General features: G+C 52.2%; 25 protein-coding genes. 7 read left to right on the top strand and 18 right to left on the bottom strand.

Annotation, left to right across the window (positions count from 1 at the left end):
* The 6 genes from yidC to FDX09_RS00175 all read left to right on the top strand — a co-directional run bounded on the left by yidC (position 1) and on the right by FDX09_RS00175 (position 6921).
* On the top strand, positions 1-1647 hold the full coding sequence (yidC, locus tag FDX09_RS00200; protein ID WP_006687746.1) for a membrane protein insertase YidC: 1647 nt from the start codon (positions 1-3) through the stop codon (positions 1645-1647).
* 105 nt (positions 1648-1752) lie between these two features.
* Positions 1753-3117 (top strand): tRNA uridine-5-carboxymethylaminomethyl(34) synthesis GTPase MnmE, encoded by a 1365-nt coding sequence (gene mnmE / locus FDX09_RS00195; RefSeq protein ID WP_137346619.1) that lies wholly within the window; start codon positions 1753-1755, stop codon positions 3115-3117.
* Positions 3118-3298: 181 nt separating this feature from the next.
* The gene (locus FDX09_RS00190; RefSeq protein ID WP_137346618.1) at positions 3299-4480 is read left to right on the top strand and encodes an MFS transporter; all 1182 of its coding nucleotides are present in this window, start codon (positions 3299-3301) and stop codon (positions 4478-4480) included.
* A complete protein-coding gene (gene yidZ, locus FDX09_RS00185; RefSeq protein WP_038635741.1) occupies positions 4449-5408 on the top strand; it encodes an HTH-type transcriptional regulator YidZ in 960 nt (319 codons plus the stop codon). Before FDX09_RS00190 ends, yidZ begins: the two co-directional genes overlap by 32 nt.
* A gap of 166 nt (positions 5409-5574) precedes the next feature.
* The gene (locus tag FDX09_RS00180) at positions 5575-6324 is read left to right on the top strand and encodes a 4'-phosphopantetheinyl transferase superfamily protein (RefSeq protein WP_137346617.1); all 750 of its coding nucleotides are present in this window, start codon (positions 5575-5577) and stop codon (positions 6322-6324) included.
* A gap of 30 nt (positions 6325-6354) precedes the next feature.
* The gene (locus FDX09_RS00175; protein WP_003023832.1) at positions 6355-6921 is read left to right on the top strand and encodes an NADPH-dependent FMN reductase; all 567 of its coding nucleotides are present in this window, start codon (positions 6355-6357) and stop codon (positions 6919-6921) included.
* A 56-nt stretch (positions 6922-6977) separates the two neighbouring features.
* Here the strand turns inward: FDX09_RS00175 and adeP are convergent, their stop codons facing one another.
* Positions 6978-8315, bottom strand: coding sequence for an adenine permease AdeP (adeP, locus tag FDX09_RS00170; protein WP_006687753.1), 1338 nt, complete (start codon positions 8313-8315; stop codon positions 6978-6980).
* Between the two features lie 167 nt (positions 8316-8482).
* Here adeP and yieH point away from each other — a divergent pair, with 167 nt between their 5' ends.
* Positions 8483-9148 carry a 6-phosphogluconate phosphatase gene (gene yieH / locus FDX09_RS00165; protein ID WP_038635752.1) on the top strand — a complete coding sequence of 222 codons (666 nt, stop codon included), beginning with the start codon at positions 8483-8485 and terminating at the stop codon, positions 9146-9148.
* Between the two features lie 52 nt (positions 9149-9200).
* Here the strand turns inward: yieH and phoU are convergent, their stop codons facing one another.
* The 17 genes from phoU to rsmG all read right to left on the bottom strand — a co-directional run bounded on the left by phoU (position 9201) and on the right by rsmG (position 26460).
* The gene (gene phoU, locus FDX09_RS00160; RefSeq protein ID WP_038635754.1) at positions 9201-9926 is read right to left on the bottom strand and encodes a phosphate signaling complex protein PhoU; all 726 of its coding nucleotides are present in this window, start codon (positions 9924-9926) and stop codon (positions 9201-9203) included.
* A 14-nt stretch (positions 9927-9940) separates the two neighbouring features.
* Complete coding sequence (gene pstB, locus FDX09_RS00155) at positions 9941-10714, bottom strand: phosphate ABC transporter ATP-binding protein PstB (protein ID WP_003023821.1); 774 nt, start codon at positions 10712-10714, stop codon at positions 9941-9943.
* A 46-nt stretch (positions 10715-10760) separates the two neighbouring features.
* Positions 10761-11651: a phosphate ABC transporter permease PstA gene (gene pstA, locus FDX09_RS00150; protein ID WP_003827037.1), complete on the bottom strand. Its 891-nt coding sequence runs from the start codon at positions 11649-11651 to the stop codon at positions 10761-10763.
* Positions 11651-12610, bottom strand: a complete 960-nt coding sequence (gene pstC, locus FDX09_RS00145) for a phosphate ABC transporter permease PstC (protein WP_038635761.1) — start codon at positions 12608-12610, stop codon at positions 11651-11653. Before pstC ends, pstA begins: the two co-directional genes overlap by 1 nt.
* Before the next feature lie 152 nt (positions 12611-12762).
* Positions 12763-13803: a phosphate ABC transporter substrate-binding protein PstS gene (pstS, locus tag FDX09_RS00140; protein ID WP_038635764.1), complete on the bottom strand. Its 1041-nt coding sequence runs from the start codon at positions 13801-13803 to the stop codon at positions 12763-12765.
* A gap of 333 nt (positions 13804-14136) precedes the next feature.
* The gene (glmS, locus tag FDX09_RS00135; protein WP_038635767.1) at positions 14137-15966 is read right to left on the bottom strand and encodes a glutamine--fructose-6-phosphate transaminase (isomerizing); all 1830 of its coding nucleotides are present in this window, start codon (positions 15964-15966) and stop codon (positions 14137-14139) included.
* Between the two features lie 347 nt (positions 15967-16313).
* Positions 16314-17684 carry a bifunctional UDP-N-acetylglucosamine diphosphorylase/glucosamine-1-phosphate N-acetyltransferase GlmU gene (gene glmU / locus FDX09_RS00130; protein WP_038635769.1) on the bottom strand — a complete coding sequence of 457 codons (1371 nt, stop codon included), beginning with the start codon at positions 17682-17684 and terminating at the stop codon, positions 16314-16316.
* 653 nt (positions 17685-18337) lie between these two features.
* Positions 18338-18757: a F0F1 ATP synthase subunit epsilon gene (locus FDX09_RS00125; protein WP_003023809.1), complete on the bottom strand. Its 420-nt coding sequence runs from the start codon at positions 18755-18757 to the stop codon at positions 18338-18340.
* A 20-nt stretch (positions 18758-18777) separates the two neighbouring features.
* Entirely contained in the window at positions 18778-20160 is a 1383-nt protein-coding gene (gene atpD / locus FDX09_RS00120) for a F0F1 ATP synthase subunit beta (RefSeq protein WP_006687764.1), read from the bottom strand.
* A 26-nt stretch (positions 20161-20186) separates the two neighbouring features.
* Positions 20187-21050: a F0F1 ATP synthase subunit gamma gene (atpG, locus tag FDX09_RS00115; protein WP_006687765.1), complete on the bottom strand. Its 864-nt coding sequence runs from the start codon at positions 21048-21050 to the stop codon at positions 20187-20189.
* A 50-nt stretch (positions 21051-21100) separates the two neighbouring features.
* Positions 21101-22642 (bottom strand): F0F1 ATP synthase subunit alpha, encoded by a 1542-nt coding sequence (gene atpA / locus FDX09_RS00110; protein WP_003023802.1) that lies wholly within the window; start codon positions 22640-22642, stop codon positions 21101-21103.
* Between the two features lie 12 nt (positions 22643-22654).
* Positions 22655-23188 carry a F0F1 ATP synthase subunit delta gene (atpH, locus tag FDX09_RS00105; protein WP_006687767.1) on the bottom strand — a complete coding sequence of 178 codons (534 nt, stop codon included), beginning with the start codon at positions 23186-23188 and terminating at the stop codon, positions 22655-22657.
* Positions 23189-23202: 14 nt separating this feature from the next.
* On the bottom strand, positions 23203-23673 hold the full coding sequence (gene atpF, locus FDX09_RS00100) for a F0F1 ATP synthase subunit B (protein ID WP_003023796.1): 471 nt from the start codon (positions 23671-23673) through the stop codon (positions 23203-23205).
* 59 nt (positions 23674-23732) lie between these two features.
* Positions 23733-23972 (bottom strand): F0F1 ATP synthase subunit C, encoded by a 240-nt coding sequence (atpE, locus tag FDX09_RS00095; protein ID WP_003023794.1) that lies wholly within the window; start codon positions 23970-23972, stop codon positions 23733-23735.
* A 46-nt stretch (positions 23973-24018) separates the two neighbouring features.
* Positions 24019-24834 carry a F0F1 ATP synthase subunit A gene (gene atpB / locus FDX09_RS00090; RefSeq protein WP_006687768.1) on the bottom strand — a complete coding sequence of 272 codons (816 nt, stop codon included), beginning with the start codon at positions 24832-24834 and terminating at the stop codon, positions 24019-24021.
* Between the two features lie 7 nt (positions 24835-24841).
* Positions 24842-25222 carry a F0F1 ATP synthase subunit I gene (gene atpI / locus FDX09_RS00085; RefSeq protein ID WP_042311402.1) on the bottom strand — a complete coding sequence of 127 codons (381 nt, stop codon included), beginning with the start codon at positions 25220-25222 and terminating at the stop codon, positions 24842-24844.
* A 614-nt stretch (positions 25223-25836) separates the two neighbouring features.
* Positions 25837-26460, bottom strand: coding sequence for a 16S rRNA (guanine(527)-N(7))-methyltransferase RsmG (gene rsmG / locus FDX09_RS00080; RefSeq protein ID WP_137346616.1), 624 nt, complete (start codon positions 26458-26460; stop codon positions 25837-25839).
* Positions 26461-26507 lie beyond the last annotated feature (47 nt).

The following is a 26507-nucleotide window of genomic DNA, read 5'->3' as shown; positions in this document are numbered from 1 at the left end:
ATGGATTCGCAACGCAATCTTTTAGTCATCGCTTTGCTGTTCGTGTCTTTCATGATCTGGCAAGCCTGGGAGCAGGATAAAAACCCGCAACCTCAGGCCCAACAGACCACGCAGACAACGACCACCGCAGCGGGTAGCGCCGCAGACCAGGGCGTACCGGCCAGTGGCCAGGGGAAACTGATTACGGTTAAAACTGACGTGCTTGATCTGACCATCAACACCCGTGGTGGTGATGTGGAACAGGCTTCGCTGCCAGCTTACCCGAAAGAACTTGGTTCTACCGAACCGTTCCAGTTACTGGAAACCACGCCACAGTTCATCTACCAGGCACAGAGTGGCCTGACCGGTCGTGACGGCCCGGATAACCCGGCTAACGGCCCACGTCCGCTGTACAACGTCGAAAAAGACGCATTTGTACTGGCAGACGGTCAGAACGAACTGCAGATCCCGATGACCTATACTGACGCAGCGGGTAACACATTCACTAAAACGTTTGTCCTCAAGCGTGGTGAATATGCTGTCAACGTTAACTACAGCGTGCAGAACGCCGGCGAGAAACCGCTGGAAATCTCCACCTTTGGTCAGCTGAAGCAATCCATCAATCTGCCATCTCATCGCGACACCGGTAGCAGCAACTTTGCGCTGCACACCTTCCGTGGCGCGGCGTACTCCACGCCGGATGAGAAGTATGAGAAATACAAATTCGACACCATTGCTGAAAACGAAAACCTGAACGTCAACGCTAAAGACGGTTGGGTCGCAATGCTGCAACAGTATTTCGCAACGGCATGGGTTCCGCGTAACGACGGCACCAACAACTTCTACACCGCTAACCTGGGTAACGGCATTGCCGCTATCGGCTATAAATCTCAGCCGGTACTGGTACAGCCAGGCCAGACTGGCGCGATGACCAGCACCCTGTGGGTCGGCCCGGAAATTCAGGACAAAATGGCGGCCGTTGCACCGCACCTGGATCTGACCGTGGATTACGGCTGGTTGTGGTTCATCTCTCAGCCGCTGTTTAAACTGCTGAAGTGGATCCATAGCTTCCTGGGTAACTGGGGCTTCTCCATCATCGTTATCACCTTTATCGTTCGTGGCATCATGTACCCGCTGACCAAAGCGCAGTACACCTCCATGGCGAAGATGCGTATGCTGCAGCCGAAGATTCAGGCTATGCGTGAGCGTCTGGGCGATGACAAACAGCGTCAGAGCCAGGAAATGATGGCCCTGTACAAAGCTGAGAAGGTTAACCCGCTGGGCGGCTGCTTCCCGCTGATCATCCAGATGCCAATCTTCCTGGCGTTGTACTACATGCTGATGGGCTCCATTGAACTGCGTCATGCGCCGTTCGCGCTGTGGATCCATGACCTGTCTGCACAGGACCCGTACTACATCCTGCCGATCCTGATGGGCGTGACGATGTTCTTCATTCAGAAGATGTCTCCGACCACCGTGACCGACCCGATGCAGCAGAAGATCATGACCTTTATGCCGGTCATCTTCACCGTGTTCTTCCTGTGGTTCCCGTCAGGTCTGGTGCTGTACTATATCGTCAGCAACCTGGTAACCATTATTCAGCAGCAGCTGATTTACCGTGGTCTGGAGAAGCGTGGGCTGCATAGCCGCGAGAAGAAAAACTCCTGATTCGGTGTAGGCCGGATTAGGCGAAACCGCCATCCGGCAAACGGAACATAACGTAAAGGGCGGTCATTAGACCGCCTTTTTTATTGCATCACAAAGAGACATATCATGAGCCATAACGACACCATCGTCGCTCAGGCCACCCCTCCGGGACGTGGTGGCGTGGGTATCCTGCGTATCTCCGGCCTGAAAGCGCGCGAGGTCGCAGAAACCGTGCTGGGCAAACTGCCAAAACCGCGTTATGCCGATTATCTGCCGTTTAAAGACGCAGATGGCAGCGCGCTGGATCAAGGCATTGCCCTGTGGTTTCCCGGCCCAAACTCCTTTACCGGTGAAGACGTTTTAGAGCTGCAGGGTCACGGCGGTCCGGTGATTCTTGATCTGCTGCTCAAACGTATTCTGACCATTCCCGGGCTGCGCATTGCCAGACCCGGTGAATTCTCCGAGCGCGCATTTCTCAATGATAAGCTCGATTTAGCCCAGGCCGAGGCGATTGCCGACCTGATCGATGCCAGCTCGGAGCAAGCGGCTCGCTCGGCGCTGAACTCGTTGCAGGGCGCCTTTTCCGCACGGGTAAATCATCTTGTGGAAGCGCTCACTCACCTGCGCATCTACGTGGAAGCGGCGATTGATTTCCCGGATGAAGAAATCGACTTCCTGTCTGACGGCAAGATTGAAGCGCAGCTCAATAGCGTTATCAGCGACCTTGATGCCGTACGTGCCGAAGCGCGTCAGGGCAGCCTGCTGCGCGAAGGGATGAAGGTCGTGATTGCTGGTCGCCCGAACGCCGGGAAATCAAGCCTGCTAAACGCGCTGGCAGGCCGCGAAGCCGCCATTGTCACCGACATCGCCGGCACCACCCGCGACGTACTGCGTGAGCATATTCATATTGACGGTATGCCGCTGCACATTATCGACACCGCCGGTCTGCGCGATGCCAGCGATGAAGTGGAACGAATTGGGATCGAACGCGCATGGCAGGAAATCGAACAGGCCGATCGCGTACTGTTTATGGTTGATGGCACCACCACCGACGCCGTGGACCCGGCTGACATCTGGCCCGACTTTATTGCCCGTCTGCCTGCCAAACTACCTATTACCGTGGTGCGTAACAAAGCGGATATTACCGGTGAAACGCTGGGTCTTAGCAAAGTAAATGGCCACTCACTGGTGCGTCTCTCCGCACGTACCGGGGAAGGCGTTGACGTGCTGCGCAACCATCTCAAGCAGAGCATGGGCTTTGAAACCAATATGGAAGGCGGCTTCCTGGCGCGTCGTCGTCACCTACAGGCGCTGGCAGAAGCGGCGGAGCATCTCGAGCAGGGCAAAGCCCAACTGCTCGGAGCATGGGCCGGGGAATTGCTGGCAGAGGAGCTACGTCTGGCTCAGCAAAACCTCAGTGAGATTACCGGTGAATTTACCTCCGACGATCTGCTGGGACGGATTTTCTCCAGCTTCTGTATCGGTAAGTAACGTGTGTTGCCCGGTGGCGCGATGCCTACCGGGTCTACAGGCCCCGTAGTCTGGATAAGGTGTTTACGCTCCCGTCCTGCAACAATAATTTCCCATGAGGAAAATACTGTTGTCCAAATGGCAACTCGTGCAGTTGACTCTCTGCCCGTATCCTTAGCGCCACATTCCTTATGAGGTCGCTATGACACGCTTTCTAATCTGTAGTTTTGCCCTGGTTCTACTTTATCCCGCCGGTATTGATATGTATCTGGTGGGACTGCCTCGCATTGCGGCCGATCTACAGGCCAGCGAGGCGCAACTGCATATCGCGTTTTCGGTTTATCTGGCGGGAATGGCGACGGCGATGCTTTTCGCCGGAAAGGTCGCCGACCAGTCAGGACGTAAACCGGTCGCCATAGTCGGCGCTCTCATCTTTATTTTCGCCTCTGCGCTGTGTTCATTTGCCGAGAGCGGTACACCGTTCCTGGTCGGCCGCTTTATTCAGGGCGTAGGCGCAGGCTGCTGCTATGTGGTGGCCTTCGCTATTCTGCGCGATACGCTCGACGATCGCCGCCGGGCAAAAGTGCTGTCGCTGTTGAACGGAATCACCTGTATCGTACCGGTACTGGCTCCGGTGATGGGGCATCTGATTATGCTCAAATACCCGTGGCAAAGCCTGTTCTACACGATGATCGGTATGGGTGTGGTCGTATGCTTGCTGTCGGTATTTATCCTGAGAGAATCACGCCCAGCGACCCTCACGGCGTCTATACCAAAGAACAACACCAACGAGTCTTTGGTGAACCGTTTTTTCTTAAGCCGTCTGGCCATTACCACTCTCAGCGTGTCGGTGATCCTGACCTTCGTGAATACCTCTCCGGTGTTGCTAATGGAAGTGATGGGCTTCGACCGCGGCGAGTACGCCACCACAATGGCCATGACCGCAGGTATCAGTATGGCGGTCTCTTTCTCCACACCATTTGCTCTGAGCGTGTTTAAGCCTCGCGTTCTGATGTTGACCTCGCAGGTGCTGTTTCTGGCTGCGGGCGTAGTGTTAACTCTCGCCAGCTCGCATACGGTGACGCTGTTTGGGCTGACCTTAATCTGCGCCGGGTTCTCGGTTGGTTTTGGTGTCGCCATGAGTCAGGCGCTGGGGCCGTTCTCGCTGCGGGCAGGGGTTGCCAGCTCGGCGTTAGGTATTGCGCAGGTTTGTGGCTCATCGTTATGGATTTGGCTGGCAGCGGTCCTCGGTCTTGATGCGCTGAATATGCTGATCGGGATTCTGATTGGCTGTAGCATAGTGAGTATCATGCTGATTATCACTGTTGCCCCCAACCGGTCCGCGCCAACTCATGAAGAAATCCCTCAGCAGTCTCGATCTTAATTTGTTGCTGTGCCTGCAGTTATTGATGCAGGAACGCAGCGTTACCAAAACCGCCAAACGGATGAACGTCACGCCGTCGGCGGTCAGTAAGTCGCTGTCGAAACTGCGAACCTGGTTTGACGACCCGTTGTTTGTAAACACCCCGCTGGGACTTACGCCGACGCCGTTAATGGTCAGCATGGAGCAGAATCTGGCAGAGTGGATGCAGATGAGCAATCAATTGCTGGATAAGCCGCACCATGAGGCTCCGCGCGGGTTGAAGTTTGATCTGGTGGCCGAAACGCCGCTGGTAATGATCATGTTCAACGCCCTCTCCCGGCAGATCTATCAGCGTTATCCCCAGGCGACAATCAAAATACGCAACTGGGACTATGATTCGCTGGATGCGATTATTCGCGGCGAGGTGGATATCGGCTTCACCGGTCGCGAAAGCCATCCGCGTTCGCGAGAACTGCTGAGCCTACTGCCGTTGTCGATCGACCATGAAGTGTTGTTTTCCGATCTCCCTTGCGTCTGGCTACGTGAAGATCATCCGGCATTGCAGGAAGAGTGGAGTCTGGACACATTTCTGCGCTATCCCCACATCAGTATTAGCTGGGAGCAAAGCGATACCTGGGCGCTGGACGATGTGCTTCAGGAGATGGGGCGCACACGCAATATCGCGTTATGCCTGCCAGGTTTTGAGCAGTCGCTGTTTATGGCCGCCCAGCCGGATCATGCGCTGATAGCCACCGCGCCGGTCTATTGTCAGCGTTATAACCAACTCCACCAGCTTCCGCTAGTGGCGCGTCCTATGCCATTTGATGCTGCACAGTTAGAGAAAATGCGCGTACCGTTCACTCTCCTTTGGCATAAACGTAACAGCCATAATCCGAAGATCGTCTGGCTGAAAGACACGATCAAGGCGTTGTATCGCGATATGTCCTGACGATCCGCCGCCAGAGTGTTGCTTAAATGACCATTCTGGCAACAGAAATGTAAATGTCGCGTAATGTATTCCATTTCCGTTTATTTTTTAGCCCGTAAAACCTGCCTGAACGCCGTGTAAATGTTACTCTGGTAATAATAACGGACCATTAATCACGGAGCGAAAAATGGCGACACATTTTGCCAGAGGGATTCTTACGGAGGGACACCTGGTTTCAGTTCGTCTCCCTACTCCATGTCACATTGAAGCAAGAAATCTACCCGCTCACCGCCGAACACGTTTCCTGGCCTCCCGAAGCCTTCTCGCAGAACTGATGTTCATGCTTTACGGCACCAGCACGTTGCCTGAGATTGTTACTGAGGCGAAAGGTAAGCCCGTTTTTCGCGATAAAAACCTGCCGGGATTTTCGATTTCTTATGCTGGAAATATCGTTGGCGTTGCGCTGACAACAGAAGGTGTGTGCGGCCTGGATATGGAGCTTCAGCGAGCGACACGGGGTTTTCACAATCCGAATTCAACACAAACCTGGCGCTTCTCCAGTAACGAAAACCTGTGGATCAATAACCAAAACGACCCAAACGAAGCGCGTGCGCAGCTCATTACGTTGCGCCAGAGCGTTCTCAAACTCACCGGCGATGTGTGTAATGACGATCCGCGCGAACTCCAGCTTTTACCCGGCGCAGGACGTCTGAAATGTGCCCATGTTGCGCAGGTGGAAGCCATTTGCGATGCGGAAGATGTGCTGGTGTGGTCGGTTGCGGTTACGCCAATCATTGAAAAACTCAAGGTTTGGGAGTTTGATGGTAAACAGGACTGGAAAAGTTTGCCTGATATCCAGACTCGCGCCAATGAGCCAACGGGTCGTCTGATCCGGTTCTCTCAATTATGCGCAGCGAAAAGCCATACGCTTAACTGATTTAACCTTCATGATGAAACAGGAGTCACCATGTCTGAAACATTGAATGTTGTTACGTTACTGGGAAGTCTGCGCAAAGGTTCGTTTAACGGCATGGTTGCCCGCACGCTGCCTAAAATTGCGCCCGCAGGAATGGAAGTGAGCGCGTTACCGTCGATTGGTGATATCCCGCTGTACGATGCCGACCTCCAGCAGGAAGAAGGCTTCCCGGCCAGCGTAGAAGCGCTGGCAGAGCAAATAAGGAAAGCTGATGGTGTTGTTATTGTGACACCGGAATATAACTATTCTGTTCCTGGCGGACTGAAAAACGCCATCGACTGGCTGTCCCGCCTGCCCGATCAGCCATTATCTGGCAAGCCGGTGCTGATTCAGACCAGCTCAATGGGCGCTATTGGCGGCGCGCGCTGTCAGTACCATCTTCGTCAGATCCTGGTGTTCCTCGACGCCATGGTGATGAACAAGCCGGAATTTATGGGCGGGGTCATTCAGAACAAGGTGGACCCGCAGACGGGTGAAGTAATCGACCAAAGCACGCTGGACCATCTGACCGGTCAACTGACCGCATTTGGCGACTACATTCAGCGCGTGAAAGCGTAAACGAAAAAGCCCGGCGATTTGCCGGGCTTGTCTTTCTAAAACCAAATAAACAGCGATCAGTGCGCGTCGATAAACACAATCTTCAGTACAAACAGCAGCGCGACAACGATGACGCACGGGCTGAGATCGCGCAAACGTCCGGTCCCGATTTTCATCACGCAGTAGGAAATAAAGCCCAGCGCGATACCTTCTGTAATCGAGAAGCTAAACGGCATCATCACGGCGGTAATAAACGCCGGAACCGCTTCTGTCAGGTCATCCCACTTCACGCGCGACAGGCTTGATGTCATCAGCACACCGACGTAAATCAGCGCACCGGCCGCGGCATAGCCCGGCACCATTCCCGCCAGCGGCGACAGGAAGATAACCAGCAGGAACAGCAGGCCAACGACCACGGCTGTCAGACCGGTACGTCCGCCGACAGAAACCCCGGAAGAAGATTCAATATACGCGGTAACGGAAGAAGTACCGATAAACGCGCCGGTAACAGATGACACGCTATCTACATACAACGCCTGCTTCATACGCGGGAACTTGCCCTTCGCATCCGCCAGACCGGCTTTATCCGTAACGCCAATCAGCGTACCGGAGGAGTCGAACAGGTTGACCAGCATGAATGAGAAAATCACCCCCGCCAGGCCAATATTAAACGAACCGGCCAGATCGACATGGCCAATAACGGACATCACGCTCGGTGGCGCAGAGACGATACCGTTGTAATGCACATCGCCCAGCATCCAGCCCAGTAACGTGGTCACAATGATGGAGATCAGCACCGCCGCATGAATGTTGCGTGACGCCAGAATCGCGATGATAAAGAAGCCCAGAATACCGAGCAGCACGCTGTGAGACGTCAGGTTGCCGATGGACACCAGCGTGTCTTTGTTCGCCACGATAACACCGGCGTTTTTCAGCCCCATCATGCCGATGAACAGACCAATACCGCTGGTGATCCCCACGCGCAGGCTAACCGGGATATTTGCAATCATCCAATAACGTACGCGGAAAATTGTCAGCAGCAGCAAACCTACCGCGCCCCAGAAGATAGCGCCCATACCAATCTGCCAGGAGAGGCCCATCGCGCCGACGACCACGAAAGCAAAGAATGCGTTCAGGCCCATAGCAGGCGCAAGTGCGACCGGCAGGTTGGCAAACAGGCCCATCAGGATGCTACCAAAAGCAGCAATAAGACAGGTGGTAACAAAGACAGCGCTGGTATCCATGCCAGCTACGCCAAGAATTTGCGGGTTAACAAAAACGATATACACCATCGTCAGGAAGGTCGTTAAACCGGCGATCACTTCGGTCCGTGCCGTCGTGCCATGTTCGCGCAGTTTGAACACGCGTTCCAGCATCCCCTGGCCAGAAGCCTGGGTTGTGTGTTGTTGACTCATTATCAATTTCCGAACAAGGAGGGAAAATTCGTCGCTATCCTATACCAAAATGCGACAATAGGGTTGGGTTATGAGCAACTTTTTTCATTGATTTTGCTTATACGGCAACGATTGCGTGGCCCAATAATGCATTACGAAAACGTTAAACTTGTTAAAATGGAAATGACATGTCCCAGATAGAAGCCGTATTTTTTGACTGTGACGGTACCCTTGTTGACAGTGAAGTGATTTGTTCTCGCGCGTATGTCAGCATGTTCCAGGCGTTCGGCATTACGCTCGATCTTGAAGAAATTTTTAAACGCTTCAAAGGGGTAAAGCTGTACGAGATCATCGACATTATCAACGAAGAGCACGGTGTCGAACTGGCAAGAGCTGATTTAGAACCGGTTTACCGCGCTGAGGTCGCACGTCTGTTCGATACGGAACTGGAGGTGATCGCTGGCGCTAATGCGCTACTGGACAGTATGACAGTGCCCATGTGCGTAGTCTCTAACGGTCCGGTCAGTAAAATGCAGCATTCGCTGGGTAAGCTGGGCATGTTGCACCATTTTCCTGATTTATTGTTCAGCGGTTACGATATCCAACGCTGGAAGCCCGATCCGGACCTGATGTTCCATGCGGCAACAGCGATGGACGTCAACGTTGAGAACTGCATTCTGGTCGATGATTCCAGTGCTGGCGCGCAGGCGGGGATTGCGGCGGGAATGGAAGTATTCTATTTCTGCGCCGATCCGCACAACAAACCGATCGATCATCCAAAAGTGACGACTTTTACCGATTTGGCCCAGTTGCCGGAATTGTGGAAAGCGCGCGGATGGAATATTACGCGTTAACTGAAATGCCGGATGGCGCTGACGCTCATCCGGCCTATTTTCTACGTTTTTATTACTCTTTCGGATCTTTCCCCGCCAGCAGCTTATCCAGCTCATCACCACCTACATGACGGAAATCTTGTCCCTTCACGAAGTAGAAAATGTATTCGCAGATATTCTGGCAACGGTCACCGATACGCTCGATGGAACGGGCGCAAAACAGCGCGGTAAGCACGCTTGGGATAGTACGCGGGTCTTCCATCATATAGGTCATCAGCTGACGCACGATGCCTTCATATTCCTGGTCAACTTTCTTATCTTCACGATAAATACGTACCGCTTCGTCCAGATCCATACGCGCAAACGCATCCAGCACGTCATGCAGCATCTGCACAGTGTGGCGGCCCAGTGATTCCAGGCTGACCAGCAGCGGCTGATGCTGATGCGAGAATTTCTCCAGCGCGGTGCGACAAATTTTGTCCGCCACGTCGCCAATACGCTCCAGCTCAGCGATGGTTTTGATAATAGCCATCACCAGGCGCAGGTCGCTGGCGGTCGGCTGACGTTTGGCAATAATACGCACGCAGGCTTCGTCGATCGCCACTTCCATCATGTTGACGTTCTTATCGCCTTCAATGACGCGCTTCGCCAGCTCGCTGTCCTGATTATGCATGGCGGTAATCGCATCAGAAAGCTGCTGCTCGACCATGCCGCCCATGGTCATCACCTGGGTACGGATGCTTTCCAGCTCTGCGTTGAACTGGCCGGAAATATGTTTATTTAGGTTAAGGTTATCCACAACAAGCTCCTGAATCAGCCGTAACGACCGGTGATGTAGTCTTCAGTTTGTTTCTTCGCGGGCTTGGTGAACAGATCGTCCGTGTTGCTGAACTCAATCAACTCGCCCAGGTACATAAATGCCGTGTGATCGGAACAACGTGCCGCCTGCTGCATGTTGTGGGTCACGATAACAACGGTGTAATCCTCTTTCAGCTCGGTGATCAGCTCTTCGATACGCCCGGTAGAGATCGGGTCGAGCGCTGAACATGGCTCATCCAGCAGAAGCACTTCCGGGCGAATGGCGATGCCACGCGCAATGCACAGACGCTGCTGCTGACCACCAGAGAGAGAGTACCCACTCTGGTGTAATTTATCTTTGGTTTCATTCCACAATGCGGCCTTGGTCAATGCCCACTGCACACGCTCGTCCATATCCGCACGAGAGAGTTTCTCAAACAGACGCACGCCAAACGCGATGTTGTCGTAGATGGACATCGGGAACGGCGTCGGCTTCTGGAATACCATCCCCACTTTGGCACGCAGCAGCGCGATATCCTGGGTATTGGTGAGAATATTGTCGCCATCCAGCAGGATTTCACCTTCCGCACGCTGTTCCGGGTACAGCTCAAACATTTTGTTGAACGTACGAAGCAGCGTCGATTTACCACAGCCTGACGGCCCGATAAACGCCGTAACCTGGTTTTTAGCAATATCCAGGTTGATGTTCTTCAGGGCATGGAATTTGCCATAGTAGAAGTTCAAATCACGAACCTGAATCTTACCCGGGGCAGTATCAACCATACTCATTTCAATCTATTCCTCATCCGGCGCCGCATCAGCCACGCCGTAAAAATTAACCGTGTTTCTTCTTCGCGAAAATGACGCGCGCCAGAATGTTCAGCAGCAGTACGCACAGGGTAATAATCAGTACCCCAGCCCAGGCCAGTTGCTGCCACTCAGCAAACGGGCTCATCGCAAACTTAAAGATAGTGACCGGCAGGTTGGCGATAGGCTGCATCATGTCGGTGCTCCAGAACTGATTGGAGAGCGATGTAAACAGCAGCGGAGCCGTTTCACCGGCAATACGCGCAATAGCCAGCAGGACACCTGTAATAATGCCCGAGACAGACGCCTTCAGGGTGATCGCAGAAATCATCTTCCACTTCGGCGTACCCAGCGCATAGGCGGCTTCACGCAGGCTGTCCGGCACCAGTTTGAGCATGTTCTCTGTAGTACGAATAACAATGGGCACCTGCAGCAGCGCCAGCGCGATAACGCCTGCCCAGCCGGAGAAGTGTTCCATTTTTGCTACCACAATGGTGTAAACGAACAGACCCACCACGATTGATGGCGCAGAAAGCAGGATGTCATTGATAAAACGGATGACCTCAGCCAGCCAGGACTTACGTCCGTACTCAGCCAGGTAGATGCCCGCCATAATACCCAGCGGGGTACCAAACACGGTCGCCCACAGAATCAACAGTCCGCTACCGGCCAGAGCGTTCGCCAGACCACCACCAGCTGTATTCGGCGGCGGCGTCATTTCGGTGAATAGCGCCAGCGACATACCGTCGATACCACGGGTAATCGTGGACATCAGGATCCAGATAAGCCAGAACAGACCGAACGCCATGGTCGCCATAGAGAGCGTCAGGGCGATACGGTTCTTCAGGCGGCGGCGCGCCTGCATTTTACGGCGGGATTCCGCAAGCGCAGTGGTGTTTTGCATTTCAAGCGTAGCCATTAGCGTGCCCCCTCGTTCTTCGCAAGGCGCATGATCATGAACTTAGACGCAGCCAGAACGATGAAGGTGATCACAAACAGAATCAGGCCCAACTCCATCAACGCGGCAACGTGCAGACCTGATTCCGCTTCGGCAAATTCATTCGCCAACGCAGAGGTAATACTGTTGCCCGGCATATACAGCGATGCACTGTCGAGCTGATAGGTGTTACCGATGATAAAGGTCACCGCCATGGTCTCGCCAAGTGCGCGACCCAGACCCAACATCACGCCGCCGATCACGCCATTTTTGGTGAACGGGAGGACGATGCGCCAGATAACTTCCCAGGTGGTACAACCGATGCCGTAGGCTGACTCTTTCATCAGCACCGGCGTTTGTTCGAACACATCGCGCATAACCGCCGCAATGTAAGGAATAATCATAATGGCGAGGATCACGCCCGCAGCCAGAATCCCAATACCAAACGCCGGACCAGCAAACAACGCGCCAACAAACGGAATGTTGGAAAGGATGTTACCGACCGGTTCCTGGAAATAAGTCGCAAACAACGGAGCAAAGATAAACAGGCCCCACATGCCGTACACGATACTTGGAATTGCCGCCAGCAGCTCAATAGCGATACCCAGCGGGCGACGCAGCCAGCCGGGCGCAAGTTCAGTCAGGAACAAAGCAATGCCGAAACTCACCGGAACGGCAATCAGCAGTGCGATAAGCGAGGTGACCAGCGTACCGTAAATCGGGACTAATGCACCGTAGATATCATTTGGCGCATCCCATTCTTTAGTCCACAGGAAGGAGAAACCAAATTTCTGAATGCTTGGCCAGGAGGAGATAACCAGAGAGACAATGATGCCACCCAACATCAATAGCACAATCAGCGCAGCCAGTTTTACCAGCGCGCTGAATATCATGTCACCCTTTTTACCCGGTGGGTTAAAAGCAGGCTTTGTTGCAGCCATAAATCACTCTTTAAGTTAAACGCGTTTACTAAGTTGCCCATGCCGGATAGCGCTACGCTTATCCGGCCTACACTCAGGGCCTACGGTAGAAACCGTAGGGCGGATAAGCGTAGCGCCATCCGCCAATTCGTCAATTCGTCAAAGATATTCTATTAGTACAGCGCTTTACCGCTGCTGTCTTTCACGTTGGTTTTCCATGCAGCACGAACCTGCTCAACCACGCTGTCCGGCAGGCTGGCATAATCCAGGTCATTAGCCTGTTTGCCGCCATTTTTGTACGCCCAGTCGAAGAACTTCAGCACTTCAGCGCCCTGCTCAGGTTTCTTCTGCTCTTTATGCACCAGGATGAAGGTGGTGGAAGTGATTGGCCACGCATCGTCACCTTTCTGGTTGGTTAGATCCTGCGCGAAGGTTTTGCTCCAATCAGCGCCTTTCGCGGCGTTAGCAAAGTTCTCTTCGGTCGGGCTTACCGGTTTGCCATCAGCAGAGACCAGTCTGGTGTACGCCAGATTGTTCTGCTTAGCATAAGCGTACTCAACGTAGCCGATTGAACCAGGCAGACGTTGGACGAATGCGGCGATACCGTCGTTACCTTTACCGCCCAGACCGGTCGGCCAGTTAACGGTAGAACCGGAACCAATTTTAGATTTCCACTCTTCGTTCACTTTTGCCAGGTAGCTGGTGAAGACGAAGGAAGTACCGGAACCGTCAGCACGACGCACAACGGCGATGTTCTGCGAAGGCAGTTTCAGACCCGGATTCAGTTTGGTGATGGCTTCATCATCCCACTTCTTAATTTTGCCGAGGTAGATGTCGCCCAGCGTTTTACCGTCAAGCACCAGCTCGCCGGATTTCAGGCCAGGGATATTCACCGCCAGCACCACACCGCCGATCACGGTCGGGAACTGGAACAAGCCTTCTTGATTGAGTTTTTCGTCAGACAGCGGCGCATCTGAGGCACCGAAATCAACGGTATTCGCAGTGATTTGTTTTACACCACCGGAGGAGCCGATACCCTGGTAGTTTACTTTGCTACCAGTCTCTTTCTGATAGGTATCTGCCCATTTGGCATACACTGGCGCAGGAAAAGTTGCACCTGCACCTGTCAGGCTCGCTGCGGCAAAGGCAGAGAACGCGCTCATGGATAAGGTCGCGGCGACAACAGTTGCGACAGTGGTACGCATAACTTTCATAATGTCTCCTGCACGGTTTTCGTAAATTGTTGTTTGAGTTGCTACTGTGAGCAAAATAGGACAAACAGGTGACAGTTAAATGTACGAAATATGACAGTTTTATGACAATAAAAAATAATGCGTCAGGAACAATTAAAAACAGTATAAAAACAGAAGGTTAATCGATTATGTGACAATCATATTTCGGCAAAATTTTCTTTTTATGACACTGAAAACAGTAGCTGAAGATGACGGTTTGTCACATAAAACAGGCGGGATAATTGATTAAAAACAGAACAAGCTAAAAAAATGCCCCGCTTTAAGCAGGGCATTTTCAGTTCAGCGAGGTTTGGCTTATTCCACGGTAACCGACTTCGCCAGGTTACGTGGCTGGTCCACGTCGGTGCCTTTAATCAGCGCCACGTGATACGCCAGCAGTTGCAGCGGAACGGTGTAGAAGATCGGTGCAATCACCTCTTCCACATGCGGCATCTCGATGATGTGCATGTTTTCGCTACTGGTAAAGCCAGCATCCTGATCGGCAAAGACGTACAGCTGACCGCCGCGGGCACGAACTTCTTCAATGTTGGATTTCAGTTTTTCCAGCAGTTCGTTGTTCGGTGCGACCACGATAACCGGCATATCGGCATCGATCAGCGCCAGCGGACCGTGCTTCAGTTCGCCTGCGGCATAAGCTTCAGCGTGAATATAAGAGATCTCTTTCAGCTTCAGCGCGCCTTCCAGCGCAATCGGATACTGATCGCCACGGCCCAGGAATAGCGCATGGTGCTTATCAGAGAAACCTTCCGCCAGAGCGGCAATGCGTTTGTCCTGGGAGAGCATCTGCTCAATACGGCTCGGCAGCGCCTGCAGACCATGAACGATCTCTTGCTCAATAGACGCATCCAGACCTTTCAGACGAGACAGCTTAGCCACCAGCATCAGCAGAACGGTCAACTGAGTGGTAAAGGCTTTCGTCGAGGCCACACCGATTTCGGTACCGGCATTGGTCATCATCGCCAGGTCGGATTCACGCACCAGAGAGGACCCCGGTACGTTACAGATAGCCAGCGAGCCCAGATAACCCAGCTCTTTAGACAAACGCAGACCCGCCAGGGTATCCGCCGTTTCACCAGACTGGGAAAGGGTGATCATCAGGCTGTTACGACGCACGGCAGATTTGCGATAGCGGAATTCAGAGGCGATTTCGACATCACAAGGAATACCGGCCAGCGACTCAAACCAGTAGCGGGACACCATACCGGAGTTGTATGACGTGCCACAGGCGATAATCTGGATATGCTCAACCTGAGACAGCAGCTCATTAGCACGCGAACCCAGCTCGCTTAAATCCACTTCACCGTGGCTAATGCGCCCGGTCAGCGTATTTTTAATCGCATTCGGTTGTTCGTAGATCTCTTTCTGCATGTAGTGGCGATAAATACCTTTTTCGCCCGCGTCATATTGCAGATTCGATTCGATATCCTGACGTTTCACTTCCGCGCCAGACTTGTCGAAAATAGAGACCGAACGACGGGTCACTTCCGCGATGTCACCCTCTTCCAGGAAGATAAAGCGACGGGTTACCGGCAGCAGCGCCAGCTGATCGGAAGCAATAAAGTTTTCACCCATACCCAGACCAATCACCAGCGGGCTACCAGAACGAGCCGCCAGCAGCGTTTCCGGGCTACGGGTATCCATGATCACCGTCCCGTAGGCACCGCGCAGTTGCGGAATAGTACGCAGTACGGCTTCACGCAGCGTCCCACCCTGTTCCAGCTCCCAGTGCACCAGGTGAGCAATCACTTCGGTATCGGTTTCAGAAACAAAGGTGTAACCACGCGTTTTCAGCAGTTCACGCAGCGGTTCATGGTTTTCAATGATGCCGTTATGCACCACGACAATGTGTTCAGAAACATGGGGATGCGCGTTCGCTTCTGAAGGTTCTCCGTGGGTCGCCCAACGGGTATGAGCGATACCGGTACCGCCATGCAGCGGATGTTCTTCCGCTGCAGCAGTTAGCATCTGCACTTTACCCAGACGACGCAGGCGAGTCATATTGCCTTCAGCATCGACAACGGCCAGACCAGCAGAGTCATAACCACGATATTCCAGACGACGTAAACCTTCGAGAAGGATTTCAGCTACATCACGCTGCGCGATAGCGCCAACAATTCCACACATATTTTTTGATTCCGAATTTAGGCATTTGCCTGTCGTTGTCGCTGACCTGTTTCCCCTTCGTCTTTCACTCCGTAGCTACGTTGGCTACGCTTGCTCACTACGGTCACTTACTTTAGTAAGCTCTCGTAGATTCCCAAGCTTGCCGCCTTGCTACAGCGCGAAATACTTTGGGTAATACCCGTATTCCGGGCGCCCCGAGCCTTGTAGAGAGTGGGGTTATTTTTATGGTACTGCTTGTTGAGCGGAGGATTATGTTATCCCCTCGTCTCTGGTCTGCCTGATGGCGCTCACGCTTATCAGGCCTACAGAACGTCACCGCACGCAGGCCGCCATCCGGCAAAATTAACTTACTTTTTCTTCACCGGGCGCTGCCAGCCTTGTTTATGGACCTGAGGCACACGGCTTAATACCAGTTCGTTATCGGCAACATCGCGAGTTACGGTCGTCCCCGCCGCGATGGTGGCGCCTTTACCCACGGTGACAGGTGCCACCAGCTGAGTATCGGAACCGACAAACACATCATCGCCAATAATGGTTTTAAATTTATTCGCGCCATCGTAGTTGCAGGTGATCGTACCGGCGCCGATGTTTACGTTATCGCCAATTTCCGCATCGCCCAGATAGGTCAGGTGACCCGCTTTAGAGCCTTTACCCAGACGCGCTTTTTTCATTTCGACGAAGTTACCCACGTGTGCGCCTTCCTGCAGCTCTGCACCCGGGCGCAGACGCGCGAAAGGACCGATGGTGCATGCTGCTTCCAGATGCGCATCTTCCACCACGCTGTACGGACTTAACTCACAACCATCACCAATCACGCTGTTTTTGATGATGCAGCCAGCGCCAATCTTGACGCGATCCCCAACGGTTACGTTACCTTCAATGATAACGTTAGTATCAATTTCGACATCGCGCCCGTGAATAAGCGTACCGCGAAGATCAAAACGTGCCGGATCGCGCAACATCACGCCCGCCAGCAGCAGTTTTTCTGCCTGCTCGGACTGATAAACACGCTCCAGACGAGAGAGCTGAAGACGGTTGTTCACCCCTTCCGTTTCACTGATTCGTGCCGGATGTACCGCAGCAATTTCGCGCCCTTCCTGATATGCCATCGCAATGATATCGGTGATGTAGTATTCACCCTGCACATTGTTGTTGGTCAGTTTGGACAGCCAGCGCTTCAGGTCTGCGCCGTTGGCAATCAGGATGCCGGTGTTGATTTCCTGGATTTGACGCTGCTCGTCAGTGGCATCCTTATGTTCAACAATGCCTGTGACTTTACCGTTATCACGCGTAATTCGCCCATAACCCGATGGGTCGTCCAGGTTTACCGTTAACAAGCCGATTCCACCCTGCGGTTTAGCATCACGCAGGCGACGTAGTGTTTCGGTGGAGATCAGCGGCACATCGCCATAGAGCATTAAAATGTCTTCGTCATCACTAAAGAATGGTGCCGCCTGTTGCATTGCATGACCGGTACCCAACTGCTCGGCCTGCAGTACCCAGTTCAGGTTGCCATCTTTCAGCGTCTGCTTAAGCAAATCACCACCGTGTCCGTAGACCAGATGTACGTGAGTCGCGCCTAATTCGTTAGCGGCATCAATGACATGCTGCACCATCGGTTTTCCTGCGAGGGTATGCAGCACTTTAGGGAGATCGGAATACATACGCGTGCCTTTGCCTGCGGCAAGGATCACGACGCTCATAGCATTATTCAACATACACGTCCTGACTGTAATTTGAGAACGAATTTATACCGTTTCACATTGAAAATACTACATTTTTTTCATCGTGAAATGGACCGAAGATAAAACGTTCAATCGGGGAAATTCCCCATCTGATAACTGTCTATTTTCGTCTATATCTACGTGTTTTGTCTCCCCAAAACCAGCAGTCTGCTCTTATTAAAGCCTTAGGTGGATGTTTTTGCTATTTTTTTGCCGCATAAATAAAGAATGACATTAGCGAAGGTATGATTTTAGGCATGCAATTCAGTGGGAAGCAGAAAAGGCAAACACGACAATACGATGTGGAAGAAAAGAGCAGGAGGGGGGGAATTTAACAAATGGCGCTAGCTGATAAACTGCATTACGCATCGCGCCACAGAGCAGGCAGGGAAGTCTAAAAACTCATATTGCTGAACAGGGCAATGATTTTGTTGATCAATTTCATGTTGGTATCTCTTTTTTATCTGAGTTTATTATGTGATATACATCACAAAAAAGAGTCTACGCCTCAATTTTTAACCAATCAATATTTTTTTGATCTAAATCACGAAATAATAAAACTGCTTTTTATTTCCATTTTTCCTGAAACAACGCGAAAAAAAAGCCAGCCTGGAAACCAGACTGGCCTTGTGTTTTTCAAGCCGGTGTTACATCGCTTTTTTGGTCAACTCGATAACGCGTAGTTTCGCGATCGCTTTGGCCAGTTCCGCAGATGCCTGAGCGTAATCCACGTCACCATGAGAGCTCTTGATATGCTCTTCAGCCTTACGCTTCGCTTCCAGGGCTCTCGCTTCATCGAGATCCTGTCCGCGAATCGCGGTGTCAGCCAGTACGGTCACGCTGCCAGGCTGCACTTCGAGAATGCCGCCGGACAGGTAGATAAACTCTTCATGACCGAACTGTTTAACGATGCGGATCATACCAGGCTTAATGGCGGTGAGCAGCGGAGCGTGACCCGGGAAAATACCCAGTTCACCTTCACTACCCGTTACCTGGATTTTTTCGACCAGACCAGAGAACATTTGTTGCTCTGCGCTGACGACGTCCAGGTGGTAAGTCATTGCCATATCACCCTCCGATTAAGGCGTTAAAGTTTTTTGGCTTTTTCCACAGCTTCTTCGATGGAACCAACCATGTAGAACGCCTGCTCTGGCAGGTGGTCGTATTCGCCTTCCATGATGCCTTTAAAGCCACGGATGGTGTCTTTCAGGGAAACGTATTTACCTGGAGAACCGGTGAATACTTCCGCAACGAAGAATGGCTGGGACAGGAAGCGCTGGATCTTACGCGCACGTGCTACCACCAGTTTATCTTCTTCAGACAATTCATCCATACCCAGGATGGCGATGATGTCTTTCAGTTCCTGATAACGCTGCAGCAGGGACTGTACGCCACGCGCGGTGTCGTAGTGTTCCTGACCAACAACCAGCGGATCCAGCTGACGGCTGGTGGAATCCAGCGGGTCAACGGCCGGGTAGATACCCAGGGATGCGATCTGACGGCTCAGTACCACGGTTGCATCCAGGTGAGCAAAGGTGGTTGCTGGGGATGGGTCAGTCAAGTCATCCGCAGGTACGTATACCGCCTGAACGGAGGTGATAGAACCGGTTTTGGTAGAGGTGATACGTTCCTGTAGAACACCCATCTCTTCCGCCAGGGTCGGCTGGTAGCCTACCGCTGATGGCATACGACCCAGCAGTGCAGATACTTCAGTACCGGCCAGGGTGTAACGGTAGATGTTATCAACGAACAGCAGAACGTCACGACCTTCGTCACGGAACTTCTCAGCCATGGTCAGACCGGTCAGAGCAACGCGCAGACGGTTTCCCGGCGGCTCGTTCATCTGGCCATATACCAGGGATACTTTGTCCAGAACGTTGGAGTCGGTCATTTCGTGGTAGAAGTCGTTACCCTCACGAGTACGTTCACCAACGCCCGCAAACACTGAGTAACCGGAGTGTTCGATCGCGATGTTACGGATCAGCTCCATCATGTTTACGGTTTTACCTACACCCGCACCACCGAACAGACCAACTTTACCGCCCTTCGCGAATGGACACATCAGGTCGATAACTTTGATGCCGGTTTCCAGCAGTTCCTGAGAACTGGACAGTTCTTCATAGGTAGGCGCTGCGCGGTGGATAGCCCAACGCTCTTCTTCACCGATATCGCCTTTCATGTCGATCGGGTGACCCAGGACGTTCATGATACGACCCAGGGTTGCTTTACCTACCGGGACTTCAATCGGGTGCTCAAGGTCTTTAACTTCCAGACCACGACGCAGACCGTCGGAAGAACCCATGGCGATGGTACGTACGATACCGCCGCCGAGCTGCTGCTGAACTTCCAGCACCAGGCTCTCTTTACCATTCATAACCTCAAGAGCATCGTACACGCGCGGTACGGCATCCTGAGGGAATTCGACGTCAACCACGGCGCCGATTACCTGGACAATTTTTCCAGTAGCCATCTTGAATCCTCTACGAATTAACCTGGTTATACCGCGGATGCACCACCGACGATCTCGGTGAGTTCCTGAGTAATGCTGGCCTGACGAGCTTTGTTGTATACCAACTGCAGCTCTTTAATCAGGCTGCCGCCATTGTCGGTCGCGGCTTTCATCGCCACCATACGTGCGGCCTGCTCGCTGGCCAGGTTTTCTACCACGCCCTGATAAACCTGAGACTCGACATAACGACGCAGCAGGGTATCCAGCAGCGCTTTCGGGTCTGGCTCATACAGGTAATCCCAGGATTTACGCTTCAATTCATCATCATCTGATGCCGGCAAAGGCAACAGTTGGGTGATGGTTGGCGTCTGAGACATGGTGTTAATAAATTTGTTGCTGACAACGTACAGTTTGTCCAGACGACCTTCGTCGTAGGCCTGCAGCATCACTTTAACCGGACCGATCAGTTCGGACAGGGAAGGGTTATCCCCCATGCCGGTTACCTGAGCAATCACATTACCGCCAACGGAGTTAAAGAAAGACACGCCCTTAGAGCCGATCATTGCGATATCGCACTGAACGCCTTTATCGGACCATGTTTTCATATCCGCCAGCAGCTTTTTGAACAGGTTAATGTTCAAGCCACCGCACAGACCACGGTCGGTCGACACCACCAGGTAGCCCACACGTTTAACGTCGCGTTCTTCCAGGTAAGGGTGCTTATATTCCAGATTACCATTCGCAAGGTGACCAATCACTTTGCGCATGGTCTCTGCATAAGGACGGCTGGCCGCCATGCGATCCTGCGATTTACGCATTTTGGAAGCGGCGACCATCTCCATCGCTTTAGTGATCTTCTGCGTGTTCTGGACGCTTGCGATCTTACTACGTATCTCTTTTGCGCCGGCCATGAGCTTCTCCTCAATGCCTTGCGGTCCGTCCTAAGACAGACCGCCAGACGTTACCAGGACTGGGTTGCCTTGAAGGAATCGAGGATAGCTTTCAGCTTGCCTTCGATTTCATCGTTATAGCCACCGGACTGGTTGATCTCTTGCATCAGCGGAGCGTGGTCACGGTCGACGTAAGCCAGCAGAGCGGCTTCGAAGCTACCGATTTTCGCCAGTTCCACATCTTCGAGGTAACCGCGTTCAGCCGCAAACAGCACCACACCCTGCTGTGCAACAGACATTGGCGCATACTGTTTCTGCTTCAGCAGTTCAGTTACTTTCTGACCGTGGCTCAGCTGCTTACGCGTAGCTTCATCCAGGTCGGAAGCGAACTGAGAAAACGCGGCCAGTTCACGATACTGCGCCAGCGCGGTACGAATACCACCGGACAGTTTCTTGATGATCTTGGTCTGCGCTGCGCCACCTACACGAGATACGGAGATACCCGGGTTAACTGCCGGACGAATACCGGAGTTGAACAGGTTGGTTTCCAGGAAGATCTGACCATCGGTAATAGAAATTACGTTGGTCGGAACGAACGCAGAAACGTCACCCGCCTGGGTTTCGATAATCGGCAGAGCGGTCAGGGAGCCGGTTTTACCTTTAACTTCACCATTGGTGAACTTCTCTACGTATTCCGCGTTTACGCGGGATGCGCGTTCCAGCAGACGGGAGTGGAGGTAAAATACGTCGCCCGGGAATGCTTCACGTCCTGGCGGACGACGGAGCAGCAGGGAAACCTGACGGTAAGCAACAGCCTGTTTAGACAGGTCATCGTAAACGATCAGTGCATCTTCACCGCGGTCACGGAAGTATTCGCCCATTGCGCAACCGGCATATGGCGCCAGGTATTGCAGTGCAGCAGATTCAGACGCGGTCGCCACCACAACGATGGTGTTGGACAGTGCGCCGTGTTCTTCCAGTTTACGAACCACGTTAGAAATGGTGGACGCTTTCTGGCCGATAGCCACGTACACACATTTGATGCCGGAATCACGCTGGTTGATGATGGCATCGATAGCCATCGCGGTTTTACCGGTCTGACGGTCACCGATGATCAGCTCACGCTGGCCACGTCCGATTGGGATCATGGCATCAACAGATTTATAACCGGTCTGCACTGGCTGGTCGACGGACTGACGTTCGATTACGCCCGGTGCGATAACTTCGATTGGCGAGAAGCCATCGTTATCAACCGGACCTTTACCGTCAATCGGGGAACCCAGAGTGTTCACCACACGACCCAGCAGGCCACGGCCAACCGGAACTTCCAGAATACGACCCGTACACTTAACCTTCATGCCTTCGGCGAGGTCAGCGTATGGCCCCATCACAACAGCACCTACGGAGTCGCGCTCCAGGTTCAGTGCGATAGCGTAACGGTTACCCGGCAGGGAAATCATCTCACCCTGCATACAATCGGCCAGGCCGTGAATGCGGATAACACCGTCACTTACAGAAACAATAGTACCTTCGTTGTGAGCTTCGCTCACAACATTGAACTGAGCAATGCGCTGCTTGATCAGTTCGCTGATTTCGGTGGAATTCAGTTGCATGCTCCAGTCCCCTTAAGACTGCAAGACGTCTGCAAGGCGCTCAAGACGGCCGCGTACGCTGCCATCAATGACCATATCACCCGCTCGGATGATTACGCCTGCCATTACAGACTTATCGATTTTGCAATTCAGCTTAACTTTGCGTGACAGACGTTTTTCCATCGCTGCACTAATCTTCGTAAGCTGTTCATCACTCAGTGCATTGGCAGAAGTGACTTCTACCTCAGAGATAGCCTCACTGGCTGCACGCAGATGAATAAACTGCTCAAGAACATCCGGGAGCGCATTCAGACGGTTATTTTCAGCCATTACCCTAATCAGGTTTTGGCCGCTTTCGTCCAGTTGCTCACCGCACACGGCGATAAACGACTCAGCGAGCGTTTCTGGCGCCAATGCGCCAGAGAGAAGCTCTGCCATTTGTTCGTTTTTCGTCACCTCAGCGGCGAAAGTCAGCATATCCTGCCAACGGTCTACGCTTTGGTGCTCAACGGCAAAGTCAAAAGCTGCTTTGGCGTAGGGGCGAGCTACCGTAATAAATTCAGACATCAGCCCCTCCCTCCTTACAGTTCAGCGACAAGTTTGTCCACGATGTCGCTATTAGCAGCTTCATCCACGGAACGTTCGATGATCTTCTCGGCGCCAGCAACAGCCAGGATAGCAACTTGCTTACGCAGCTCTTCGCGAGCACGTTTACGCTCGGCTTCAATTTCCGCCTGCGCCTGTGCCACGATTTTAGTACGTTCCTGCTCTGCTTCAGTTTTAGCTTCGTCCAGGATCTGAGCACGGCGTTTGTTCGCCTGCTCGATGATTACCTGAGCTTCCGCCTTCGCTTTTTTCAGCTGGTCGGTCGCGCTGGCCTTTGCAAGGTCAAGATCCTTATGTGCTCGTTCTGCAGAAGCAAGGCCGTCAGCAATTTCTTTTTGACGTTTTTCGATGGCAGCCATTAACGGCGGCCATACGTACTTCATGCAGAACAGAACGAACAGGACAAACGCGATGGCCTGGCCGAGGATTGTTGCGTTAAGATTCACAGCACAATGCCTCTATCTAGTTAACGTTCTGATATTGCTCTTAATTCAAGCAACGCTTACTACGCGACAGCAAACATCACGTACAGACCCAGACCTACAGCGATCATTGGGATTGCATCCACCAGACCCATAACGATAAAGAACTGAGTACGCAGCAGAGGAATCAGATCCGGTTGACGCGCTGCGCCTTCCAGGAATTTACCCCCGAGGATGCCGATACCGATCGCAGCACCGATTGCCGCCAGACCCATCATCACAGCGGCAGCAATGTACAGCAGATCCATATTCAGGTTTTCCATGACAGTCTCCAGTTTGTTTCAGTTAAAACGTAGTAGTGTTGGTAAATTAATGCTCTTCAGATGCCATCGACAGATAGACAATCGTCAGAACCATAAATATGAAGGCTTGCAGCGTGATAATCAGTATGTGGAAAATGGCCCACGGCACATTCAGAATCCACTGTGACCACCACGGCAACAGACCAGCAATCAGAATGAAAATCAGCTCACCAGCGTACATGTTACCGAACAGTCGCAGACCAAGAGAGATTGGTTTGGACAGCAGGCTTACCCCTTCAAGGATTAAGTTGATAGGGATGAACGCCCAGTGATTGAACGGCTGCAGCGTCAACTCTTTCGCGAAGCCACCGATGCCTTTCATTTTGATGCTGTAGAACAGAATGAGGATAAATACGCCCAGCGCCATCGACAGGGTGATGTTCACGTCAGCGGACGGAACCACACGCAGAGCCGGCAGGCCAAAGATATGCTCACCGATGTACGGCAGCAGGTCGATAGGCAGCAAATCCATAAAGTTCATCAGGAATACCCAGACGAAAATCGTCAGGGCCAGCGGAGCAATCAGCTTGCTTTTGCCATGGTACATGTCTTTCACGCTGCCATGCACAAAGCCGATTACCAGCTCAATCGCGGTCTGAAATTTACCTGGTACGCCGCTGGTCGCCTTTTTGGCAACGCTACGGAACATTAACAGGAACAACAGACCCAGAACCACCGAGAAGAAAATGGAGTCAATATTGAGCGTCCAGAAGGTGGCTGGGGGGTTGTGCGGATCCACCAGCGAGAATGTACGTAGGTCCAACTGAAGGTTATTCAGATGGTGTCCTATGTAATCCTGCGGCGTCATATTTTCTGAAGCCATGATGCCTTTACCCTTTGTTGTTAATTACAGCCGGCGCCAGTATCTGAACCACCAGCACCAAAACCCACGTAACGATCAGCGGCACGAATACCGCTTTCAAAACAGCCAACGCCACAACCAGCAACACCAGCATCGCTAACACCTTGAAGGCTTCGCCGAAAGCGAACGTCCAGGCTACCCGACCTTTCGCTGGTGTATGCACCTGGTGACGCCAGGCGAATATCATAAACAACACATTGGGCAGTAACACTGCCAATCCCCCGCACAGTGCGGAGATGCCCCAGAAGGGGTCTTTGAGGCTAAACAGCAATCCACTTGCTATTACCGCCAGAAGCTGTGTGAGCAAAAGCTTACGAGCAACGTTTCGACTCAAGAGCGACATAGACATCACGTGTTTACTCCTGCTCCCTTCGAGGTATGCCGCGTGTCGTATAAAACGTTCTTTATGGCTTAGAGTCAAGCATCAAAAAGCGGACAAATTATACGGTGCGCCTTCGTGATTTCAAACAATAAGTAGCTAAAAAGTGAATAAATGTTTAAATATTTTTCGTTGTCCCACATTTATTACTTTTTGGCAAACCGTGAACGATCATGCAAAACTGCAAATGCCGCGAAAACACTGGCGTTAAAGCGTGCACCAGATCACATATTGAACATATTCCCCTTCGCATAATTTATTTACGTGGCAAATGGTGCCATTTCATCTTTTTGATATTTAAGCGTAAAAAGCGCCACTATTTCAAAAACAACGCCTAACAACAAAAGAACCATCGATTGACATTTATAATAAAAAATTAACACAAGCGGTGGTTCTTAGGTTCTATTTTTAGCAGACTGATATTTTCACAGTTGACTTGTTTCGCTTTTAACAAAAAACGGTACGTTATAGTTATGATGCAAAACCGTAAGGTAGAGGTGAAATGCAACAGCATTTCACCTCACTACTCTCTATAACTTTTAACACCGGGGTAGCCGTTTTTTCTCTATTTTTTTTGATAAAAATTAAATTTTGTTTGGTTTAATAACCACCAAATGACGTTCACCATCCAGTTGTGGAACGCGTAATTTTTCGACTGACTCGACGCTGAATTCTGCAGGCAACGAGGCGATTTCCTCTTCAGGCAATTGACCTTTGAGCGCATAAAAGCGTCCGTTCTGGCCCGGCAAGTGATGACACCAGCTCACCATATCATTGAGGGACGCGAATGCACGGCTGATCACCCCATCAAATGGCGGCTCTGAAGGAAATTCTTCAACCCGACTTTGCACAGGCGTAATGTTAGTAAGACCAAGCTCATGCTGCACCTGACGTAAGAAACGGATGCGTTTTCCCAGGCTATCCAACAGTGTGAAATGCGCTTCAGGCCGCACGATAGAAAGTGGAATTCCCGGCAGACCCGGTCCCGTGCCAACATCAATAAAGCGCTCGCCCTTCAGATAAGGCTCGACAACAATGCTGTCCAGAATATGGCGCACCAACATTTCGTTGGGATCCCGCACCGACGTCAGGTTGTATGCTTTATTCCATTTGTGCAGCATATCGACATACGCAATCAGCTGATTTTTCTGGTGATCGGTAAGAGAAATACCGGCATCAGCCAGCAGACGAGAGAGTTTGTTGAGCACGGTCGTTACCTGTTAATAATCAAATGCCCGATGCGCTATCGCTTATC

The sequence above is a fragment of the Citrobacter sp. wls717 genome, assembly GCF_005280955.1.
In the GTDB taxonomy this organism is placed as follows: Bacteria; Pseudomonadota; Gammaproteobacteria; order Enterobacterales; family Enterobacteriaceae; genus Citrobacter; species Citrobacter werkmanii.
Note: the sequence above shows the minus strand (reverse complement) of the source record. Positions and strands in the feature narration are given on the sequence as shown.